Origin of the sequence: Streptomyces sannanensis, from assembly GCF_039536205.1 — a bacterium.
Taxonomy (GTDB): domain Bacteria; phylum Actinomycetota; class Actinomycetes; order Streptomycetales; family Streptomycetaceae; genus Streptomyces; species Streptomyces sannanensis.
The window spans coordinates 5,038,334-5,056,364 of the sequence record NZ_BAAAYL010000001.1 but is presented as its reverse complement, the minus strand read 5'-3'; the positions used below and the strand labels follow the sequence as shown (position 1 = coordinate 5,056,364).

Here is an 18,031-nt window from a genome sequence, read left to right as displayed (position 1 = left end):
CCTGGCCAAGATCGACAGGATGGAAGCCGTCAACCACGGACATCTTCCACACCCGGAGTTCCCATGCGTACGACCGCGCGCGTCGCCCTCGCCGCCGCCCTGGTCCTCGGCCTCGCCGCCGGTGCGATCGCGCCGGCGGCGGCCGAGACCGCCTCCTCCGCCACGGCCTTATCCACCGCCGTCCCCACCCCGGACGCCGAGGCCCTGTCCGCCGCGATCGCCGGGCTGCCGAACGCCGACGCGACCGCCGCGCTGGTACGGGTCGGGGGCACCGGCGGCAGCTGGACGGGCAGCGCCGGTGTGGCCGACCTGGAGACCGGCCGCAAGGCCATGGAACACGCCCGCTTCCGGGCCGGTTCCGTCACCAAGACCTTCACCGCGGCCGTGGTCCTCCAGCTCGCGGCCGAGGGCAAGGTCGATCTGAACGAGCCCGTACAGACGTACCTGCCGGGCCTGCTGCCGGACACCTTCGAGCCGGTCACCGTGCGCCAGCTGCTGAACTACACCAGCGGCATCCAGGCTGCCGACGGCCCCGGTGACAGCTTCGAGGCGTTGTACGCCCATCGCTTCGACACGGTCGACCCGCGGGCGCAGATCGCCAACGCGGTCGCCAAGGGACCAGAGTTCAGCCCCGGCACCAAGCAGCACTACCTCAACATCGACTACACGGTGCTCGGCCTGCTGATCGAGAAGCTCACCGGCACCTCCTACGAGCAGGCGGTCCGCGACCGGATCCTGAAGCCGCTGGGTCTGCGGCACACCTCGTTCCCGGGCGCCGACCCGAGGATCCACGGCCCGCACAACCACGGCTACCAGGCGGTGGAAAAGCCCGACGGCTCGACCGAGCTGGTCGATGTGACCGAGTGGTGCTCGACGGACCGGCGGGCGGCGGGCGACATCATCTCCACCACGGCGGACCTGGAACGCTTCCTGTTCGCCCTGTTCCGCGGCGAGGTGGTTCCCGAACCCCAGCTGGAGGAGATGTTCACCCTGCCGAAGGTGAAGGACTTCGCCTCCGGCAAGTCCGCCCAGTTCACCGCCGGGCTGTCCCGGATCGTGCTGCCCGACGGCACGGTGGCCTGGGGCAAGACCGGCGGCCGCTACGGCTACAACACCGCGATCGGTGCCACCCGCGACCTGTCCCGCACCCTCGTCTACTCGGTCAACTCCATCGACGCGAAGGGCGAGAACATGAACCCAGTGGCCATGGACATCGTCCTCGCCGCCTTCGCCCGCTGACGCCTCACACCGCCGCGACGGGCGCCGGTGCGCGTACCGGCGCCGTCAGCGCCTCCAGGCGCTTGATCCTGCGCCGGACGACCAGCAGCGGGATCACCCCGAAGACGCCGAACGACATGTCGATGACCGACCACCAGAAGGGGATACCCCGGACCGGCCCGCAGATGAGGGCCAGGGGGATGATCCCCGCGCAGGCGATGACGCCGAACTCGATCACCCAGATGTTGCGTACGGGGTCGCGGTACGGCCCGTAGAAGGCCACCGCGATGACGAGATGAGCGAAGGCCAGCCAGTCCGTTCCGTACAGCACGAAGGGGTACTTGGCATCGGTGTCGTCGAGCCCGGCGCGCACCCGCTCGATCCACTCCAGCAGCGCGGGGAAGTGCTCGGGCACCGGCGAGGCGGAGGACTTCAGCAGGTCCTCCGCCCAGTGCAGTTCATGGACCAGGGGGAAGGCCGTCGCCCCGCTGAGCACCAGACAGACGATGAAGAAGCCCAACCAGACACGTATGCCCCGCAAGAGGGCTGCGCTCTCGCTCATGCCCGCAGCGTACGCCCATGTATGAACGCGTTCAAAAACAGGAGTCAGAGTCCGACGATCCCGTTCCAGCGCTTCGTGAAGGTCTTCCGTTCCTTCTCGGTGATGTCACGGGCGGTGGAGAGCCTCGCCCGCATCACATCGTCGGGGAAGATCAGCGGGTCGTCGGCGAGGGCGGCCAGCTCCTTGTCCTTGGAGGAGGCGAGGACGTCGCGCGCGGCGGGAACGGGGCAGACGTAGTTGACCCAGGCAGCCAGCTGTGCCGCGACTTCCGGCTCGTAGTAGTAGTCGACCAGCGCTTCCGCATTGCGCTTGTGGCGCGCATGGTTGGGGATCATCAGCGACTCCGCCCAGAGCTCGGCGCCTTCTTCCGGCACCAGGAACTCGATGTCGGGGTTGTCGGCCTGGAGCTGGATGACATCGCCCGAGTAGGCCTGACAGGCCAGCACATCACCGCTGGACAGGTCCTTGATGTAGTCGTTTCCGGTGAAGCGACGGATGTGCTTGCTGCGTACGCGCCGCTCCACCTGGTCGCACATGTCGTGGAAGTCGTCCGCGGTCCAGCGGGTGATGTCGACGCCGTTGCCCAGCAGCAGCAGCGCCATGGCCTCGTCGAGCCCGGAGAGCAGAGTCACCTTGCCACGCAGGTCGTCCGCCCACAGCTCGCTGGTGTGGCGGATCTCCCGGCCGAGCCTCTTGCGGTTGTACGCGATGCCCGTGATCCCGGACTGCCAGGGGACGGTGTACAGCCGGCCCTGGTCGAACTTGGGCGAACGCAGCTGGGGATCGAGCTGCCTGTCGACGTTGGGCTGCTTCTGGCGGTCCATCTCCTGGGCCCAGCCGAGCCGTACGAGGCGGGCGGCCATCCAGTCGCTGAGGACGATCAGGTCGCGTCCGGTGTCCTGATGGTTCTTCAGAGCCGGGCTGATCTTCCCGAAGAACTCGTCGTTGTCGTTGATGTCCTCGGTGTACTCGACCTTGATCCCGGTGCGCTTGACGAACGCCTCGAGGCTGGGCCGCCTCTGCTCGTTCTCCTCGTCGACGTCGATGTAGAGCGGCCAGTTGGCGAAGGACACGGTCCGGTCCGTCTGCGACAGGTCGGGCGCGGCACGGTCGCGGGGGGCCACTCTCGCCCCCGGCACCCCGCATCCGGCGAGCGCGGTGAGCGCGGCTCCGCCACCAAGGGCGCGTAGCAGGGACCGACGGGGCGTGGATTTCACGGAGTTCGCTGACACCAACGCAGGATGCCGATCACCCGGTCAACGAACAATGGACACTCTGTACGCCCTCGGGGTCCCGATAAGACACCTTGTCAACCATCCTGAAAACAAAGGCGGGCGGGTGGGGGAAGCCCCACCCGCCCGCCCCGGGCGCGGACTCAGCCGAGCGAGGTCATCACGTGCTTGATGCGCGTGTAGTCCTCGAAGCCGTACGCCGAGAGGTCCTTGCCGTAGCCGGACTTCTTGAAGCCGCCGTGCGGCATCTCCGCGACCAGCGGGATGTGGGTGTTGATCCACACACAGCCGAAGTCGAGGCGCTTGGACATACGCATGGCGCGAGCGTGGTCCTTGGTCCACACCGAGGACGCGAGGGCGTACTCCACGCCGTTCGCGTACTCGACGGCCTGGTCCTCGTCACGGAAGGACTGGACGGTGATGACCGGGCCGAAGACCTCGTTCTGGATGATCTCGTCGTCCTGCTTGAGGCCGGAGACGACGGTCGGGGCGTAGAAGTAGCCCTTGTCGCCCACCCGGTGGCCGCCCGCCTCGACCTTGGCGTGGGCGGGGAGGCGCTCGATGAAGCCGGTGACCTGCTTCAGCTGGTTGGCGTTGTTGAGGGGGCCGAAGAGCACGTCCTCGTCGTCCGGCAGGCCGGTCTTGGTGTCGGCGGCGGCCTTGGCGAGGGCGGCCACGAACTCGTCGTGGATGGACTCGTGCACCAGGACACGGGTCGCGGCCGTGCAGTCCTGACCGGCGTTGAAGTAGCCCGCCACCGCGATGTCCTCGACGGCCTTGGCGATGTCGGTGTCCTCGAAGACGACGACCGGGGCCTTGCCGCCCAGCTCCAGGTGAACGCGCTTGACGTCCTTGGCCGCGGACTCGGCGACCTGCATACCGGCGCGTACGGAACCGGTGATGGAGGCCATCGCCGGGACCTCGTGCTCGACCATGGCGCGGCCCGTCTCGCGGTCACCGCAGACGACGTTGAAGACACCCTTGGGCAGGATCTCGCCGATGATCTCGGCGAGCAGCACGGTGGAGGCCGGGGTGGTGTCCGACGGCTTGAGGACGACGGTGTTGCCCGCGGCGATGGCCGGGGCGAACTTCCAGACGGCCATCATCATCGGGTAGTTCCACGGCGCGACCTGCGCCACGACGCCCACCGGCTCACGGCGGATGATCGAGGTCATGCCCTCCATGTACTCGCCGGCCGAGCGGCCCTCGAGCAGCCGGGCGGCACCGGCGAAGAAGCGGATCTGGTCGACCATGGGGGGCAGCTCTTCGCTGGAGGTCAGACCGAGCGGCTTGCCGGTGTTCTCGCTCTCTGCCGCGACCAGCTCGTCGGCCCGCGCCTCGACTGCGTCCGCGATCTTCAGCAGTGCCTTCTGGCGCTCGCTCGGCGTGGTGTCGCGCCAGGCCGGGAATGCGGCCGCGGCGGCGGCCATGGCCGCGTCGACATCCGACTGTCCGGAGAGCGGCGAGGTCGCGTAGGCCTCTCCCGTGGCCGGGTTGACCACCTCGATGGTCCGCCCGTCCACGGCGTCCCGGAACTCCCCGTCGATGTAATTGCGCAGACGACGCAGTTCGGTGGTCACAGCCACCCCTCCTGTCAGAGATGTCCGATGGGTGAACCCTCACCCTAATCGGTGGGTCCACTATTTCGACAGGCCCAACCCTCCCGAACTTCGAATTCAGTGAGATCCCCGCCTCACAACAACGAATTTCATCGGTCTGGGGTTGCCATATCGACGATGTTCGGTGCACAGTGAAGCCGTGGCCAGTCGCAGCGCAGACTCCAGATACGGGGCGGCCTCGTCCCCGACGATCGACGCCGTCTCCCTGGCGATCATTGAACAGCTTCAGGAGGACGGGCGCCGTCCGTACGCGGCCATCGGGAAGGCCGTGGGCCTGTCCGAAGCCGCCGTACGCCAGCGCGTCCAGAAGCTGCTCGACCAGGGCGTGATGCAGATCGTCGCCGTCACCGACCCGCTCACGGTGGGTCTGAGGCGACAGGCGATGGTCGGCATCAACGTCGAGGGTGACCTCGACCCCGTCGCGGAAGCGCTGACGGCCATGCCGGAAGTGGAGTACGTGGTCCTGACCGCGGGCTCCTTCGACATGCTGGTGGAGATCGTCTGCGAGGACGACGACCACCTGCTGGATGTCATAAACAAGCGCATCCGCACCCTCCCCGGCGTGCGCTCCACCGAGAGCTTCGTCTACCTCAAGCTCAAGAAGCAGACCTACATGTGGGGATCCCGATAGCCGTGACCCAGGACCTCTCCAAGACCGCCTACGACCACCTGTGGATGCACTTCACCCGCATGTCGTCGTACGAGAACGCACCCGTCCCCACCATCGTGCGTGGTGAGGGCACCTACATCTACGACGACAAGGGCAAGCGCTACCTCGACGGCCTCGCCGGCCTCTTCGTGGTCCAGGCGGGCCACGGACGGACCGAGCTGGCCGAGGTCGCCGCCAAGCAGGCCAAGGAGCTCGCCTTCTTCCCGGTGTGGTCGTACGCCCACCCGAAGGCCGTCGAGCTGGCCGAGCGCCTTGCCAACGAAGCCCCGGGCGACCTCAACAAGGTCTTCTTCACCACCGGTGGCGGCGAGGCGGTCGAGACCGCCTGGAAGCTGGCCAAGCAGTACTTCAAGCTGATCGGCAAGCCGACCAAGTACAAGGTCATCTCCCGCGCGGTCGCCTACCACGGCACCCCGCAGGGCGCCCTCTCCATCACCGGCCTGCCGGGCCTGAAGGCCCCGTTCGAGCCGCTGGTGCCCGGTGCGCACAAGGTGCCGAACACGAACATCTACCGCGCGCCGATCCACGGCGACGACCCGGAGGCCTTCGGCCGCTGGGCCGCCGACCAGATCGAGCAGCAGATCCTCTTCGAGGGCCCGGACACCGTCGCCGCGGTCTTCCTGGAGCCGGTGCAGAACGCCGGTGGCTGTTTCCCGCCGCCGCCCGGATACTTCCAGCGGGTCCGCGAGATCTGTGACCAGTACGACGTACTGCTCGTCTCCGACGAGGTCATCTGCGCCTTCGGCCGCCTCGGCACGACGTTCGCCTGTGACAAGTTCGGCTACGTGCCGGACATGATCACCTGCGCCAAGGGCATGACCTCGGGTTACTCCCCGATCGGCGCCTGCATCGTCTCGGACCGTCTCGCCGAGCCGTTCTACAAGGGCGACAACACCTTCCTGCACGGCTACACCTTCGGTGGCCACCCGGTCTCCGCCGCGGTGGGTCTGGCCAACCTCGACATCTTCGACAAGGAAGGCCTCAACCAGCACGTGCTGGACAACGAGGGCGCCTTCCTCGCGACGCTGCAGAAGCTGCTCGACCTGCCGATCGTCGGCGACGTCCGCGGCAACGGCTTCTTCTACGGCATCGAGCTGGTCAAGGACAAGAACACCAAGGAGTCCTTCACGGACGAGGAGACCGAGCGCGTGCTCTACGGCTTCCTCTCCAAGGCGCTCTTCGACGCCGGTCTGTACTGCCGCGCCGACGACCGTGGCGACCCGGTCATCCAGCTGGCCCCGCCGCTGATCTCCGACCAGGCGACGTTCGACGAGATCGAGGGCATCCTGCGCGGGGTGCTCGCCGAGGCCTGGACCAAGCTCTGAGCTGTGATCCGGTCCCCGATCGGACTCTGATCTCCCCCGAGCTCTCGGCTTCTCCCCCGAGCTCTCGGCTTCTCCCCCGAGCTCTCGGCTTCGCTCGAGCAGGGGGGACCCCCATGAGCAGAGGGGGACCCCCATGATCAACCGGCCCGGGTGCCTCCGTTCGAGTGGGAACGGAGGCACCCGGGCCGCGTGCTTTCCGCGCTGCCCGCATCTCAATACCTACGGTTCGAGTGACCCATCGGCCTCGTCTTCGTTCCCCCGGACGGGGGACGGAATCCGATCTGAACCGAGGTGTTCGCCATGGCCCCGCCGGACAACGACGTGCTCTGGGCGCGCTCCCTGCATCACACCCACAGCGGCTCCCCCGCGCTCAACGGCGTGTCCCTCGGGGTGCGCGAGGGCGAGATCCTCGCCCTCTACGGCCCACGGGGCTGCGGCAAGACGACCCTGCTGCGCTGCCTCTCCGGCGAGCTGATCCCGCAGCAGGGCGAGGTGTGGTTCAACAGCACCCCCGTGCACACCATGGGCCGGCTTGCCCGCGAGCGCCTGCGCCTGGACAGGTTCGGCTGGATCGGCCCTGAGCCCGGACTCGTACCGGAACTGAACGCCTGGGAGAACGCGGCCCTGCCGCTGCTGCTGCGCGGCAGCTCGCACCGGTCCGCCAGGACCACCGCCGTCGAATGGCTGGAACGCCTCGACATCGGCTCCTGCGCCACCAAACGCCCCCATGCCCTGCTCCAGGCCCAGCGCCAGCGGGTCGCCATCGCCCGCGCCCTGGTGACCACCCCCGCGGTCCTCTTCGCCGACGAGCCCACCGCCACCCTGCACCGGGCCGACCGCGCCCACGCCCTGCGCACCCTCACCGCCGCGGCCCGTTCGCACCGCATCACCGTCGTCCTCGCCAGCCATGACGACGACATCGCCGAACTCGCCGACCGCACGATCGGCCTCATGGACGGCCGACGGGTCGGCACCTCCCGCCTTGCCGAGACGGAAGGCCGGGCCGCGTGCTCGCTCTACGTCTAGCCCGCGGCAGCCACCCCCTGGTCCTGCTGCGCCGACTGCTCGTCGCCGCCTCCTCCGCGGGCACAGGCTTCCTGCTGCTGTGCACCCTCAGCCACGCCGTGGCGCACCCCGAGCAGTCCGCGCAGTCCTCCCTGCGACTGCTGTGGTGCGCTGTCCCGCTCGCCGCCACCGCGTATCTCGCGGTCGCCGTCGCCCGGACGGACCCCAGCACCCGGCCCAGACCCGGACTGTCCGCCATCGGGCTCGGGCCCGTCCGGCTGACCGCGATCGCCGCCGCGTCCACGGCCCTCTGCACCGCCCTCGGCAGCATGCTCGCCCTGCTGCTCTTCCTCCAGATGCGGGGCGGCATCGGCGGACTGCCCCTCGACGGCGCCGCCGCCGGGCTGCTCGCCGCCGGCCGGCCACTGCCGCTCGGCGCCGCTCTCATCCTTCTGTCCCTGACCCCGGTCATCGCTTCCTGCGCGACCGCGCTCGCCCTGTGCCCTCGCCGTACCAAACCCGGCAAGCCGGGTAAGGACCCGGCCCAGGACGGCACAGAGCCCGCCCCGCCCCCCGCCGGACTGCCCTGGGGCGTGGCACTGACCACCGCCGGGCTCGCCATGGGGGCATATGCGGCGAACAGCAGCGCACCCGACGCCCGGAGCGCGCTGCTTCCACTCCCCGGCGAACTGCAAGGCAGCCCCGCAGGCGTCCTGGCCGGCTGGCTCGTCGCCGCGATCGGACTCGCCATGGCCGGACCCGGCCTCACCCACCTGTGCGGCCGGTTCCTCCAGGCCGCCCGCCCCGGCGCCGTACGGCTGCTCGCCGGGCGGGCACTCCAGGCGGAGGCCCGGCGCATCGGGAGACCGCTGGGCGTGCTGTGCGCCGTCGCCGCGGCCACGTACACCGCCGCCAATCTGTACGCGGCCGCGGGCAAGCCCCCGGCGTTCGGTCCGCTCACCGGGCTCGGCGCGGCCCTCGTCATGGGCTGTACGGTCGCCACCCTGCTGACCGCCGCTCTGGAGACCACACACGACCGCGCCGGCACGCGTGACACCATGCTGCGCCTGGGCGCGCCCGCCAAACTGCTGCGCGCCGCCGCGGCCCTGCGGGCGGTCGCGCTGCTGGCCCTGTTCGCGCCGGTGACCTGGCTGGTCGGCGAGCTCGCGGTCCTCCCGCTCTCACCCTGACGGCGTGGATCACCATGACCGTGAGATCTCATCCCCGGCCGAATTCGACGAGGCGGTCGCTCGCGGCCCGATCGACGGATTCCACCTGCGATCCGTCGATCTGACGGAGCGTACATCCGCGCTGCCGGCCGTCGACACGGAGCGGCCGTTGCCGCACCTTACCGGGGCTCCGCCCGGACCCCGGCACAATCGGGCCCACCGGCCCGCACCATCCCCCGGAAGCCCGCGGGCCTCCCCCACCAGGCGAAGCCGGATACGCTCCCGGTCCGTCCCATGGGGCGGACCGGGGCGGCGCTCGCGTGCCGGCGACACACACGGGGTGTGCCCGCACTGCGGCGGGGGCACGCATCGCGCCGGGGTGGACCGGCGCACCCGGGCCGGATATCCGGCGGTGGACGCACACGGTCGCCTGCGGCGGTTCAGCCTCTCCGGTCTGGCCATGGGCCGTGCCCCCGGACGTACCGGCACGCCACACGCCAGGACCGCGCGCACTGCTGTCCTGGCATCAGCTCAGGACCACGACCTCGCCGGCATCGAACGCGACGCCCACCCGCGCACCGTCCTCCGGCGCGTCACGCAGCGCGCACGCGGCCTCCAGCAGGGGCGCGCCGTCCTCCGGCCGGAGCAGCACGGAGACGTGCGTACCCCGGAACGTACGGCCCGCCACCGTACAGGGAAGGCCCTCCGGGGGCTCGACGAGCCGCACGCCGGCAGGACGTACGAGCAGTTCACCCGGCCCCTGCGGCGCGCCCGCCGGCACCGGCACCTTGCCCCACGGCGTGTCCGCGGCCTCGCCCGCGACCGTCGCCGGCACCACGTTGTCGAAGCCGAGGAAGCGCGCCACGAAGGCGGACGCAGGCCGCTGCCAGACCTCCAGCGGTGTACCGACCTGCGCGATCCGCCCGTCCCGCATCACGACGACGCGGTCGGCGAGCGCGAAAGCCTCACCCTGGTCGTGCGTGACGGCCAGCACGGTCGTCCCCAACTGTCCGAAGAGCTGCCGCAGTTCTACGACGAGACGCTCCCGGAGCGTACGGTCGAGCTGACCCAGCGGCTCGTCGAGCATCAGCAGCCGCGGGCTCGGGGCGAGTGCACGGGCCAGCGCCACTCGCTGCTGCTCGCCACCGGAGAGCGCGGCGACGGCCCGCCGCCCCGCGCCGGGCAGCCCCACGAGGTCCAGCAACTCGGCGACGCGCCGCTCCTGTTCACTCCGGGCCGCACCGCGCATCCGCAGCCCGAAGGCGACATTGCCGCCCACGTCACGCTGAGGGAAGAGCTGGTGGTCCTGGAACATCAGTCCCACGCCCCGCCGGTGCGTGGGCACGCTCGTCTGGTCGGCGCCGCCCAGCAGGATCCGGCCGGTGTCGACCGGCTGGAGCCCGGCGACGGCCCGCAGCAGGGTGGACTTGCCGGAGCCGCTCGGCCCGAGCACGCATACGGTCTCGTGCTCGGCGACCTCCAGGTCGACGCCGTCGAGGGCCTTTCGCTCCCCGAAACGGACCGTGACGGCGTCCAGTCGCAGCAGGGTCATCAGAACTCCCCCGTCCGGTCGGTGCGTATGCGCTCCAGCAGCAGCAGCGACACCGCGCACACCAGCATCAGAATCGTGCTCAGGGCCATCGCCTGCCCGTAGCTGAGATCACCGACCCGGCCCAGCAGCCGGGCCACGGCGACCGGCAGCGTCGGACGGTCGGGCCGGGCGATGAAGACGGTCGCCCCGAACTCGCCGAGCGACACGGCGAAGGCGAAACCGGCCGCGATCAGCAGCGCCCGGCGCACCATCGGCAGGTCGACCTCCCGCCACGCGCGCAGCGGCGAGGCGCCGAGCACGGCGGCGGCCTCACGGAGCCGGTCGTCGACGGCACGCAGTACGGGCAGCATGGTGCGTACGACGAAGGGCACGCCGACCAGGGCCTGCGCCAGCGGAACCAGGATCCAGGACGTCCGCAGGTCGAGCGGCGGCTCGTCGAGGGTGATCAGGAAACCGAAGCCGACGGTGACGGCGGACACCCCGAGCGGCAGCATCAGCAGTGCGTCGAAGCCGCGGACGAACCGGCCCGCGCGCCTGGTGAGCGCGGTCGCGGCGAGGCCGCCGACGAGCAGCGCGATGGCGGTCGCGGCGAGGGCGTACTGCAGCGAGTTCCAGATGGCCTCGACGGGCGGTACGAGGAAGGTGCCGTCGGCCGTCCGGAGGGCCCGGTAGTACGTGAAGCCGTACCCGTCGGGGCCGGAGAGCGAGCGCTCCACCAGCACCGCGAGCGGTGCCACGATCAGCACCAGGACCGTGCCCAGGACCGCGCCGAGAAGCGCCCATTGGCCCGCACCGCGCGGCCGGTGCGCGGTGGTCGCGGGGTCCACCAGCCGCAGCGCGGTCTCCCGCCGCCGTACGGTCCAGCCGTGCACGGCGAGGATCGCGGTGACCGCGGCGAACTGCACCATCGTCAGCACCGCGGCGGTGGGCAGGTCGAGCAACTGCGCGGTCTGCCGGTAGATCTCCACTTCCAGGGTGGAGAAGGCGGGGCCGCCCAGGATCAGTACGACTCCGAAGGAGGAGAAGGTGAACAGGAAGACCATGAGCGCGGCGGACGCCACGGCGGGCGCCAGCGCGGGCAGGGTGACACGCCGCCAAGCCGCGAACCGCCCGGCGCCGAGCACCCGGGCGGCCTCCTCCTGGCGCGGGTCGAGCTGTGACCACAGACCGCCCACGGTCCGTACGACAACGGCGTAGTTGAAGAAGACATGGGCAAGCAGGATGGCCCAGACGGTGGTGTCGAGCCGTACGCCCCACGCCTCGTCGAGCAGTCCGCCGCGCCCGACCAGCGCCAGGAAGGCGGTGCCGACGACAACGGTGGGCAGCACGAACGGCACGGTGACCACTGCCCGCAGCAGTTGCTTCCCGCGGAAGTCGTAACGGGCGAAGACATACGCGGCGGGCAACGCGATCAGCAGCGTGAGCACGGTCGAGGCGACGGCCTGCCAGGTGGTGAACCACAGCACGTCCAGCAGATCGGGACGGGTCAGCACCTCTCCGATCCGGCCGAACTGCCAGCCGGTGTCGGTCCTGAGCCCACGGCCCACGATGGAGGCGACGGGCCAGGCGAAGAAGACCGCGAAGAACACGGCAGGCAGAACCATCAGGCCGAGCCTTGCCGCGCTCCCGGCGCGCGTGTCCGCCACGGCGCGCCGGGCCCGGTCGGCCTTGTCGGCTACTTCACCACGAGCGAGGACCACGCCTGGACCCACTGCTCACGGTTCTTGGCGATCGTCTCCGGAGCGACGGTCTCCGGCTTGTCGATCGTGACGCCGTGCTCGGTGAACAGCTCGGGGAGTTTCGCGTCCCGCACCACCGGGTTGACGAACATGTTCAGCGGCATGTCCTCCTGGAACCGCTTGCTGATCAGGAAGTCCAGCAGGGCCTTTCCGCCCTCCTCGTTCTTCGCGCCCTTCAGCAGGCCGGCGAACTCGGTCTGCCGGAAGCAGGTGCCGGTGGAGACACCGGTCGGGGCCTCGGCCGGCTGCGGCTCGGCGTACAGCACCTCGACCGGCGGGCTGGAGGCGTACGACACGACCAGCGGGCGGTCCGCGTTGGCCTTCCGGCCGGCGGCGGACCCGGAGAACTCCTGGTTGTACGCCTGCTCCCAGCCGTCGACGACCTTGACGCCGTTGGCCTTGAGCTTCTTCCAGTAGTCCTGCCAGCCCTCCTCGCCGTACTTGCCGACCGTGCCGAGCAGGAAGCCGAGGCCGGGCGAGGAGGTCGCGGCGTTCTCGGTGACCAGCAGGTTCTTGTACGCGGGCTTGATCAGGTCGTCGAAGGACTGCGGCGGCGCCAGCTTCTTGTCGGCGAAGTACTTCTTGTCGTAGTTGACACAGATGTCGCCGGTGTCGACGGGCGTGACCCTGTGCTTGTCCTTGTCGAGCTGGACCGCGTCCGGGATCCGCTCCAGGCCCTTCGCCTCGTACGGCACGAAAATGTCGTTGTCGAGCGCACGCGAGAGCAGGGTGTTGTCCACACCGAAGAAGACATCGCCGCGCGGGGAGCCCTTGGTGAGGATCTCCTGGTTGAGGGCGGTTCCCGCGTCCCCGCTCTTCAGCACCTTGACGGTGTAACCGGTTTCCTTCGTGAAGGCCTGAAGGACGGGGTCCGAGGCGGTGAAGGACTCATGGCTGACGAGGGTCACGGTCTTCGACTCGGTGCCCTTGGACGAGGTGTCCTTCGCCCCCTCGTCGCCACAGGCGGCGAGCGTGCCCACGCCCAGAGCTCCGATGAGCGCGGTGCCGATGGCACGCCGAAGCCGAGTGTTCATGAGGTTGTTGACTCCCTACGCCGGTATGACCCGGATCAGGTCCGAGGGTCTGCGGCCCTGCCGCACTCTCAGCGCTGTGCGCGCTCCCCTGTCGGAAGTGTTCATTTGTACGAAGGCACGGTATCAGCCGTGCCGACGGCCGAAACTCAGCGTTCCGCCGCCGCGAGCTGCCCGCAGGCTCCGTCGATCTCCTGGCCCCGGGTGTCACGGATGGTGACCGGCACTCCATGGGCCGCGATCGCCTCGACGAACGCCTTCTCGTCCTCCGGCCGGGACGCGGTCCACTTGGAGCCGGGCGTGGGGTTCAGCGGGATCAGGTTGACGTGCACCCGCTTGCCCTTGAGGAGGCGGCCCAGCAGATCGCCGCGCCACGCCTGGTCGTTGATGTCGCGGATCAGGGCGTATTCGATGGAGATCCGGCGGCCGGACTTCTCGGCGTACTCCCACGCCGCGTCCAGCACCTCCCGCACCTTCCAGCGCGTGTTCACCGGGACGAGGGTGTCGCGCAGCTCGTCGTCGGGCGCGTGCAGCGAGACCGCGAGCCGGCACTTGAAGCCTTCGTCGGCGAACCGGTGCATGGCCGGGACCAGGCCGACCGTGGAGACGGTGATGCCGCGCTGGGAGAGCCCCAGACCGTCCGGCTCGGGGTCGGTGAGCCGGCGGATGGCGCCGACCACGCGGTTGTAGTTGGCAAGGGGCTCGCCCATGCCCATGAAGACGATGTTGGACAGGCGCGCGGGGCCGCCGGGGATCTCCCCGTCGCGCAGGGCGCGCATGCCGTCGACGATCTGGTGCACGATCTCGGCGGTGGAGAGGTTGCGGTCCAGGCCGGCCTGCCCGGTGGCGCAGAACGGGCAGTTCATTCCGCAGCCGGCCTGCGAGGAGATGCACATGGTGACCCGGTCCGGGTAGCGCATCAGCACGGACTCGACGAGCGTGCCGTCGAACAGCCGCCACAGGGTCTTGCGGGTGGTGTCGTTGTCGCAGGAGATGTGCCGCACCACGGACATCAGCTCGGGCAGCAGCTCGCCCGCGAGCTTCTCGCGGGCGGCTGCGGGGATGTCGGTCCACTCGGCCGGATCGTGGGCGTACCGCGCGAAGTAGTGCTGTGACAGCTGCTTGGCGCGGAACGGCTTCTCGCCGATCGCGGCGACGGCCTCCTTGCGCTCGGCGGGCGTGAGGTCGGCAAGGTGCCGCGGGGGCTTCTTGGCTCCGCGGGGCGCGACGAAAGTGAGCACACCGGGTTCGGGCGCCATGGCAGGGAACTCCTCAGTACGACGAACCGGGCGATCCCCGCCGGTGCGGGGCCGACGGCGGAATCATGCCGGAACCCGGAGACCTGACCGGATCATCCCCGCTGCGGCGGGGCCGGAAAAGGGCCCGCCACAGATGCGACGAGCCCTTCCAGAGTACCCGGCCCGGGTCAGCCCGAGCCGACGAAAGCCTCGAACAGCAGCCAGACCACCGGCGCCGTGGGCAGCAGCGAGTCCAACCGGTCCATGATGCCCCCGTGACCGGGGAGCAGCGTGCCCATGTCCTTGATGCCGAGATCGCGCTTGATCATGGACTCACCGAGGTCGCCCAGCGTGGCGCTGGCCGCGACCGCGAGGCCCAGCAGCAGGCCCTGCCACCAGCTGCCGCCGTCGATCAGGTACTGCATGCACAGCGCACCCGCCGCCATCGCGAACGTCACCGCGCCGACCAGACCCTCGCGGGTCTTCCCGGGGCTGATCCGCGGAGCCAGCTTGTGCTTGCCGAACCGCCAGCCGACCGCATACGCACCGGTGTCGCTGACCACTGTCAGCAGCAGGAAGGTGAGCACTCGCTGCGGACCGTCGTCCGCGGTGAGCATCATCGCGACGAAGGTCGCCAGGAACGGCACGTAGAAGGCCGCGAAGACCCCTGCCGTCACATCCTTGAGATAGCCCTCGGGCGGCTCCGTCATCCGCCAGACCAGGACGGCGAGCGCGGTGAGCGCCATCGCCACCCACGCGCCCTCCGCGCCGCTCACATAGCCGGACGCGACCATCGCCGCGCCGCCGACCGCCAGCGGCACCAAGGGAGCCTTGATGCCCTTGCGCTCCTGGAGGCGAGAGGTGAGCTCCCACAGCCCCACGACCACAGCGGCCGCTATGACGCCGACGAACACGGCCTTGACGATGAACAGCGAGGCGACGATGACCGCGCCGAGCCCGACGCCGACCCCTATGGCGGCGCGCAGATCGCGGCCGGCCCGCTTCTTCTGCGGGGGCGGCGTAGGGCTGGCCATGGGCTCCTGGGGCTTTCCTTCATGGAACAGGGGGCCGCTCGTCGGAGCGGCCCCCCGGTCACGGTCGTCGTGTGCGTCAGCGTCTCTGCCTGCATCCGGCACGATGGGCACGGGCCGGGTCTGCCGAGCACCCTGCGCATCGTACGTGGGACCCGCCGGGGCCCCCCAGGAAGAGTCGTTCATCAGACTTCGAGGAGCTCGGCTTCCTTGTGCTTGAGCAGCTCGTCCACCTGCGCGACGTACTTCGCGGTGGTGTCGTCGAGCTCCTTCTCCGCACGGCGCACCTCGTCCTCGCCGGTCTCCTTGTCCTTGACCAGCTTGTCGAGGGAGTCCTTGGCCTTGCGGCGGACGGAGCGGATGGAGACCTTCGCGTCCTCGCCCTTGTTCTTGGCGACCTTGATGAACTCCTTGCGGCGGTCCTCGGTGAGCTCGGGGAAGACCACCCGGATGATGTTGCCGTCGTTGCTCGGGTTGACACCGAGGTCGGAGTCGCGGATCGCCTGCTCGATGTTGCGCAGCGCGCTCTTGTCGAACGGGGTGATCACGGCCATCCGGGGCTCGGGCACCGCGAACGAAGCCAGCTGGTTGATCGGCGTCACCGCACCGTAGTAGTCGGCCACGATCTTGTTGAACATCGCCGGGTGCGCACGCCCGGTGCGGATCGCGGCGAAGTCCTCCTTGGCGACCAGGACGGCCTTCTCCATCTTCTCCTCGGCCTCGAGGAGGATTTCTTCGATCACCACTTGCTCCTGCATGTCTTGAGAGGGCCCGGCACATCCGGGCCCGGCGTACCCTGCGTCGCGTCTACTCCTGCACGGTGTCCCACCGGCAGGGCTTTGTCCATCCCCTCGGGGGCCGTCCCCGGATCAGGCCCGGGTGCCCTGGTGGCTCACAAGCGTGCCGATCTTCTCACCCTTGACGGCGCGAGCGATATTGCCCTCGGCAAGCAGCTCGAACACCAGGATGGGCAGCTTGTTGTCCCGGCAGAGGGTGATGGCGGTGGCGTCGGCGACCTTGAGATCGCGGGCGATCACCTCGCTGTACTCCAGCGCGTCGAACTTCACCGCGTCCGGGTTGGTCTTGGGGTCCGAGTCGTAAACCCCGTCGACACCGTTCTTGCCCATCAGCAGCGCCTCGGCATCGATCTCCAGCGCACGCTGGGCGGCGGTGGTGTCGGTGGAGAAGTACGGCATACCCATACCGGCGCCGAAGATGACCACACGGCCCTTCTCCAGGTGGCGCACGGCGCGCAGCGGGATGTACGGCTCCGCAACCTGGCCCATCGTGATGGCCGTCTGGACGCGGGAGTCGATGCCCTCCTTCTCCAGGAAGTCCTGGAGGGCGAGGCAGTTCATGACGGTGCCGAGCATGCCCATGTAGTCGGAGCGGGCCCGGTCCATCCCTCGGACCTGGAGCTCGGCGCCGCGGAAGAAGTTGCCGCCGCCGATGACGATCGCGATCTCGGCGCCGTCGCGGACGACCGCGGCGATCTCCCGGGCGATGGCGTGGACGACGTCGGGGTCGACTCCGAGTCCCCCGCCGCCGGCGAATGCCTCGCCGGAAAGCTTCAGCAGGAAGCGGCCGGCCTTGTTGCCGTCGCTCTTGTCGGCCTTGTTCATGGAGATCTCCTCGTACACATACGAAGAGGCCATTGCCGGTGGGGTCGGTTGTCCCTGCTCGGCAATGGCCTCCTCGTCAGATCTGCGGTCGTCCTGCGCTGGCACGGACAACTGCTTCAGACCCTATCGGGGTCCGCTGTCCGTCGCGTACGGACTCAGATGCCGACCTTGATGCGGGTGAAGCGCTTCAGGGTGACGCCGGCCTCGTCCAGGATCTGCTGGACGGACTTCTTGTTGTCCAGGGCGTACGGCTGACCGAGCAGCGTGGCGTCCTTGAAGAAGCCGTTGAGGCGACCCTCAACGATCTTCGGCAGAGCGGCCTCGGGCTTGCCCTCGGCGCGGGTGGTCTCCTCGGCGACGCGACGCTCGGACTCGACGACCTCGGCCGGGACGTCGTCCTTGGAGAGGTACTTCGGCGCGAACGCGGCGATGTGCTGCGCGACACCCTTGGCGAGGTCCGCGTTCTCCTTGTCCAGCTCGACCAGGACACCGATCTGCGGGGGCAGGTCGGGCATGGTGCGGTGCATGTAGGAGTACACGAAGCCGTCGGCGAACTGCGCGAAGCGGTCCAGGACGATCTTCTCGCCGAGGTTGGCGTTGGCCTCGTCGACGAAGGCCTGGACGGTCTTCCCGGCCTCGATCTCGGAGGCGAGCAGCGCCGCGATGTCCGCCGGGGAGGTGGCGGCCACGTGCTTGGCGATGTCGGCGGCGACGGACTGGAACTTCTCGCCCTTGGCAACGAAGTCGGTCTCGCACTTCAGCTCGACGAGGACACCGGAGGTGTGGTCGTCGGCGATGAGGGAGACGACGGCGCCGTTCTCGGCGGAGCGGCCCTCGCGCTTGGCGACGCCCTTCTGGCCCTTGATACGCAGGGCCTCGACGGCCTTGTCGACGTTGCCCTCGGCCTCGTCCAGCGCCTTCTTGCAGTCCATCATGCCGGCGCCGGTCAGCTCGCGGAGCTTCTTGACGTCAGCGGCGGTGTAGTTCGCCATGATTCTGTGAATCTCTCTCGAAGTCG

16 protein-coding genes and 1 riboswitch are annotated in these 18,031 nt (G+C 69.4%); of the genes, 5 read left to right on the top strand and 11 right to left on the bottom strand.

Annotated features, from left to right (window positions below; translation table 11 throughout):
• Positions 1–63: 63 nt before the first annotated feature.
• On the top strand, positions 64–1,239 hold the full coding sequence (locus ABD858_RS23745) for a serine hydrolase domain-containing protein (protein ID WP_345040969.1): 1,176 nt from the start codon (positions 64–66) through the stop codon (positions 1,237–1,239).
• Between the two features lie 4 nt (positions 1,240–1,243).
• On the opposite strand, the gene ABD858_RS23740 is transcribed toward ABD858_RS23745, so the two are convergent.
• The 3 genes from ABD858_RS23740 to ABD858_RS23730 all read right to left on the bottom strand — a co-directional run bounded on the left by ABD858_RS23740 (position 1,244) and on the right by ABD858_RS23730 (position 4,592).
• Positions 1,244–1,780 carry a hypothetical protein gene (locus ABD858_RS23740; protein ID WP_345040967.1) on the bottom strand — a complete coding sequence of 179 codons (537 nt, stop codon included), beginning with the start codon at positions 1,778–1,780 and terminating at the stop codon, positions 1,244–1,246.
• A gap of 44 nt (positions 1,781–1,824) precedes the next feature.
• A complete protein-coding gene (locus ABD858_RS23735) occupies positions 1,825–3,012 on the bottom strand; it encodes a polyamine ABC transporter substrate-binding protein (protein WP_345040965.1) in 1,188 nt (395 codons plus the stop codon).
• A gap of 143 nt (positions 3,013–3,155) precedes the next feature.
• Positions 3,156–4,592 carry a gamma-aminobutyraldehyde dehydrogenase gene (locus ABD858_RS23730; RefSeq protein WP_345040963.1) on the bottom strand — a complete coding sequence of 479 codons (1,437 nt, stop codon included), beginning with the start codon at positions 4,590–4,592 and terminating at the stop codon, positions 3,156–3,158.
• A gap of 178 nt (positions 4,593–4,770) precedes the next feature.
• On the opposite strand from ABD858_RS23730, the gene ABD858_RS23725 reads away from it, so the two are divergent.
• The 4 genes from ABD858_RS23725 (at position 4,771) to ABD858_RS23710 (ending at position 8,821) form a co-directional block, all read left to right on the top strand.
• A complete protein-coding gene (locus tag ABD858_RS23725) occupies positions 4,771–5,262 on the top strand; it encodes an Lrp/AsnC family transcriptional regulator (RefSeq protein ID WP_345040960.1) in 492 nt (163 codons plus the stop codon).
• A complete protein-coding gene (locus tag ABD858_RS23720; RefSeq protein ID WP_345040957.1) occupies positions 5,247–6,626 on the top strand; it encodes an aspartate aminotransferase family protein in 1,380 nt (459 codons plus the stop codon). The genes ABD858_RS23725 and ABD858_RS23720 overlap by 16 nt, the downstream gene beginning before the upstream one ends.
• A gap of 300 nt (positions 6,627–6,926) precedes the next feature.
• Entirely contained in the window at positions 6,927–7,652 is a 726-nt protein-coding gene (locus tag ABD858_RS23715) for an ABC transporter ATP-binding protein (RefSeq protein ID WP_345040955.1), read from the top strand.
• Positions 7,634–8,821, top strand: a complete 1,188-nt coding sequence (locus ABD858_RS23710) for a hypothetical protein (RefSeq protein WP_345040953.1) — start codon at positions 7,634–7,636, stop codon at positions 8,819–8,821. The genes ABD858_RS23715 and ABD858_RS23710 overlap by 19 nt, the downstream gene beginning before the upstream one ends.
• A gap of 505 nt (positions 8,822–9,326) precedes the next feature.
• Here the strand turns inward: ABD858_RS23710 and ABD858_RS23705 are convergent.
• From ABD858_RS23705 to tsf, 8 genes are all read right to left on the bottom strand, one after another.
• Positions 9,327–10,352, bottom strand: a complete 1,026-nt coding sequence (locus ABD858_RS23705; protein WP_345040951.1) for an ABC transporter ATP-binding protein — start codon at positions 10,350–10,352, stop codon at positions 9,327–9,329.
• Positions 10,352–11,956, bottom strand: a complete 1,605-nt coding sequence (locus tag ABD858_RS23700; protein ID WP_345040948.1) for an ABC transporter permease — start codon at positions 11,954–11,956, stop codon at positions 10,352–10,354. The genes ABD858_RS23705 and ABD858_RS23700 overlap by 1 nt, the downstream gene beginning before the upstream one ends.
• A gap of 71 nt (positions 11,957–12,027) precedes the next feature.
• On the bottom strand, positions 12,028–13,125 hold the full coding sequence (locus ABD858_RS23695) for a thiamine ABC transporter substrate-binding protein (protein WP_345040946.1): 1,098 nt from the start codon (positions 13,123–13,125) through the stop codon (positions 12,028–12,030).
• A riboswitch (TPP riboswitch) is annotated at positions 13,121–13,225 on the bottom strand. (Overlaps the previous gene by 5 nt.)
• 46 nt (positions 13,226–13,271) lie before the next feature.
• Positions 13,272–14,381: a dual-specificity RNA methyltransferase RlmN gene (gene rlmN / locus ABD858_RS23690; RefSeq protein WP_345040943.1), complete on the bottom strand. Its 1,110-nt coding sequence runs from the start codon at positions 14,379–14,381 to the stop codon at positions 13,272–13,274.
• A 167-nt stretch (positions 14,382–14,548) separates the two neighbouring features.
• Positions 14,549–15,577 (bottom strand): phosphatidate cytidylyltransferase, encoded by a 1,029-nt coding sequence (locus tag ABD858_RS23685; protein ID WP_345040941.1) that lies wholly within the window; start codon positions 15,575–15,577, stop codon positions 14,549–14,551.
• Positions 15,577–16,134: a ribosome recycling factor gene (gene frr, locus ABD858_RS23680; RefSeq protein WP_345040939.1), complete on the bottom strand. Its 558-nt coding sequence runs from the start codon at positions 16,132–16,134 to the stop codon at positions 15,577–15,579. The genes ABD858_RS23685 and frr overlap by 1 nt, the downstream gene beginning before the upstream one ends.
• A 126-nt stretch (positions 16,135–16,260) precedes the next feature.
• Positions 16,261–17,046, bottom strand: a complete 786-nt coding sequence (pyrH, locus tag ABD858_RS23675) for a UMP kinase (protein WP_425586344.1) — start codon at positions 17,044–17,046, stop codon at positions 16,261–16,263.
• Between the two features lie 122 nt (positions 17,047–17,168).
• Entirely contained in the window at positions 17,169–18,005 is an 837-nt protein-coding gene (gene tsf, locus ABD858_RS23670; RefSeq protein WP_345040936.1) for a translation elongation factor Ts, read from the bottom strand.
• Between the last annotated feature and the right edge of the window lie 26 nt (positions 18,006–18,031).

What these genes read in the sequence shown, in the direction of transcription:
- ABD858_RS23695 (WP_345040946.1), bottom strand. Translation starts at nt 13,125, where the DNA reads ATGAACACTCGGCTTCGGCGTGCCATCGGCACCGCGCTCATCGGAGCT.
- ABD858_RS23700 (WP_345040948.1), bottom strand. Translation starts at nt 11,956, where the DNA reads ATGGTTCTGCCTGCCGTGTTCTTCGCGGTCTTCTTCGCCTGGCCCGTC.
- ABD858_RS23740 (WP_345040967.1), bottom strand. Translation starts at nt 1,780, where the DNA reads ATGAGCGAGAGCGCAGCCCTCTTGCGGGGCATACGTGTCTGGTTGGGC.
- pyrH (WP_425586344.1), bottom strand. Translation starts at nt 17,046, where the DNA reads ATGGCCTCTTCGTATGTGTACGAGGAGATCTCCATGAACAAGGCCGAC.
- ABD858_RS23745 (WP_345040969.1), top strand. Translation starts at nt 64, where the DNA reads ATGCGTACGACCGCGCGCGTCGCCCTCGCCGCCGCCCTGGTCCTCGGC.
- ABD858_RS23715 (WP_345040955.1), top strand. Translation starts at nt 6,927, where the DNA reads ATGGCCCCGCCGGACAACGACGTGCTCTGGGCGCGCTCCCTGCATCAC.
- rlmN (WP_345040943.1), bottom strand. Translation starts at nt 14,381, where the DNA reads ATGGCGCCCGAACCCGGTGTGCTCACTTTCGTCGCGCCCCGCGGAGCC.
- ABD858_RS23685 (WP_345040941.1), bottom strand. Translation starts at nt 15,577, where the DNA reads ATGAACGACTCTTCCTGGGGGGCCCCGGCGGGTCCCACGTACGATGCG.
- tsf (WP_345040936.1), bottom strand. Translation starts at nt 18,005, where the DNA reads ATGGCGAACTACACCGCCGCTGACGTCAAGAAGCTCCGCGAGCTGACC.
- ABD858_RS23705 (WP_345040951.1), bottom strand. Translation starts at nt 10,352, where the DNA reads ATGACCCTGCTGCGACTGGACGCCGTCACGGTCCGTTTCGGGGAGCGA.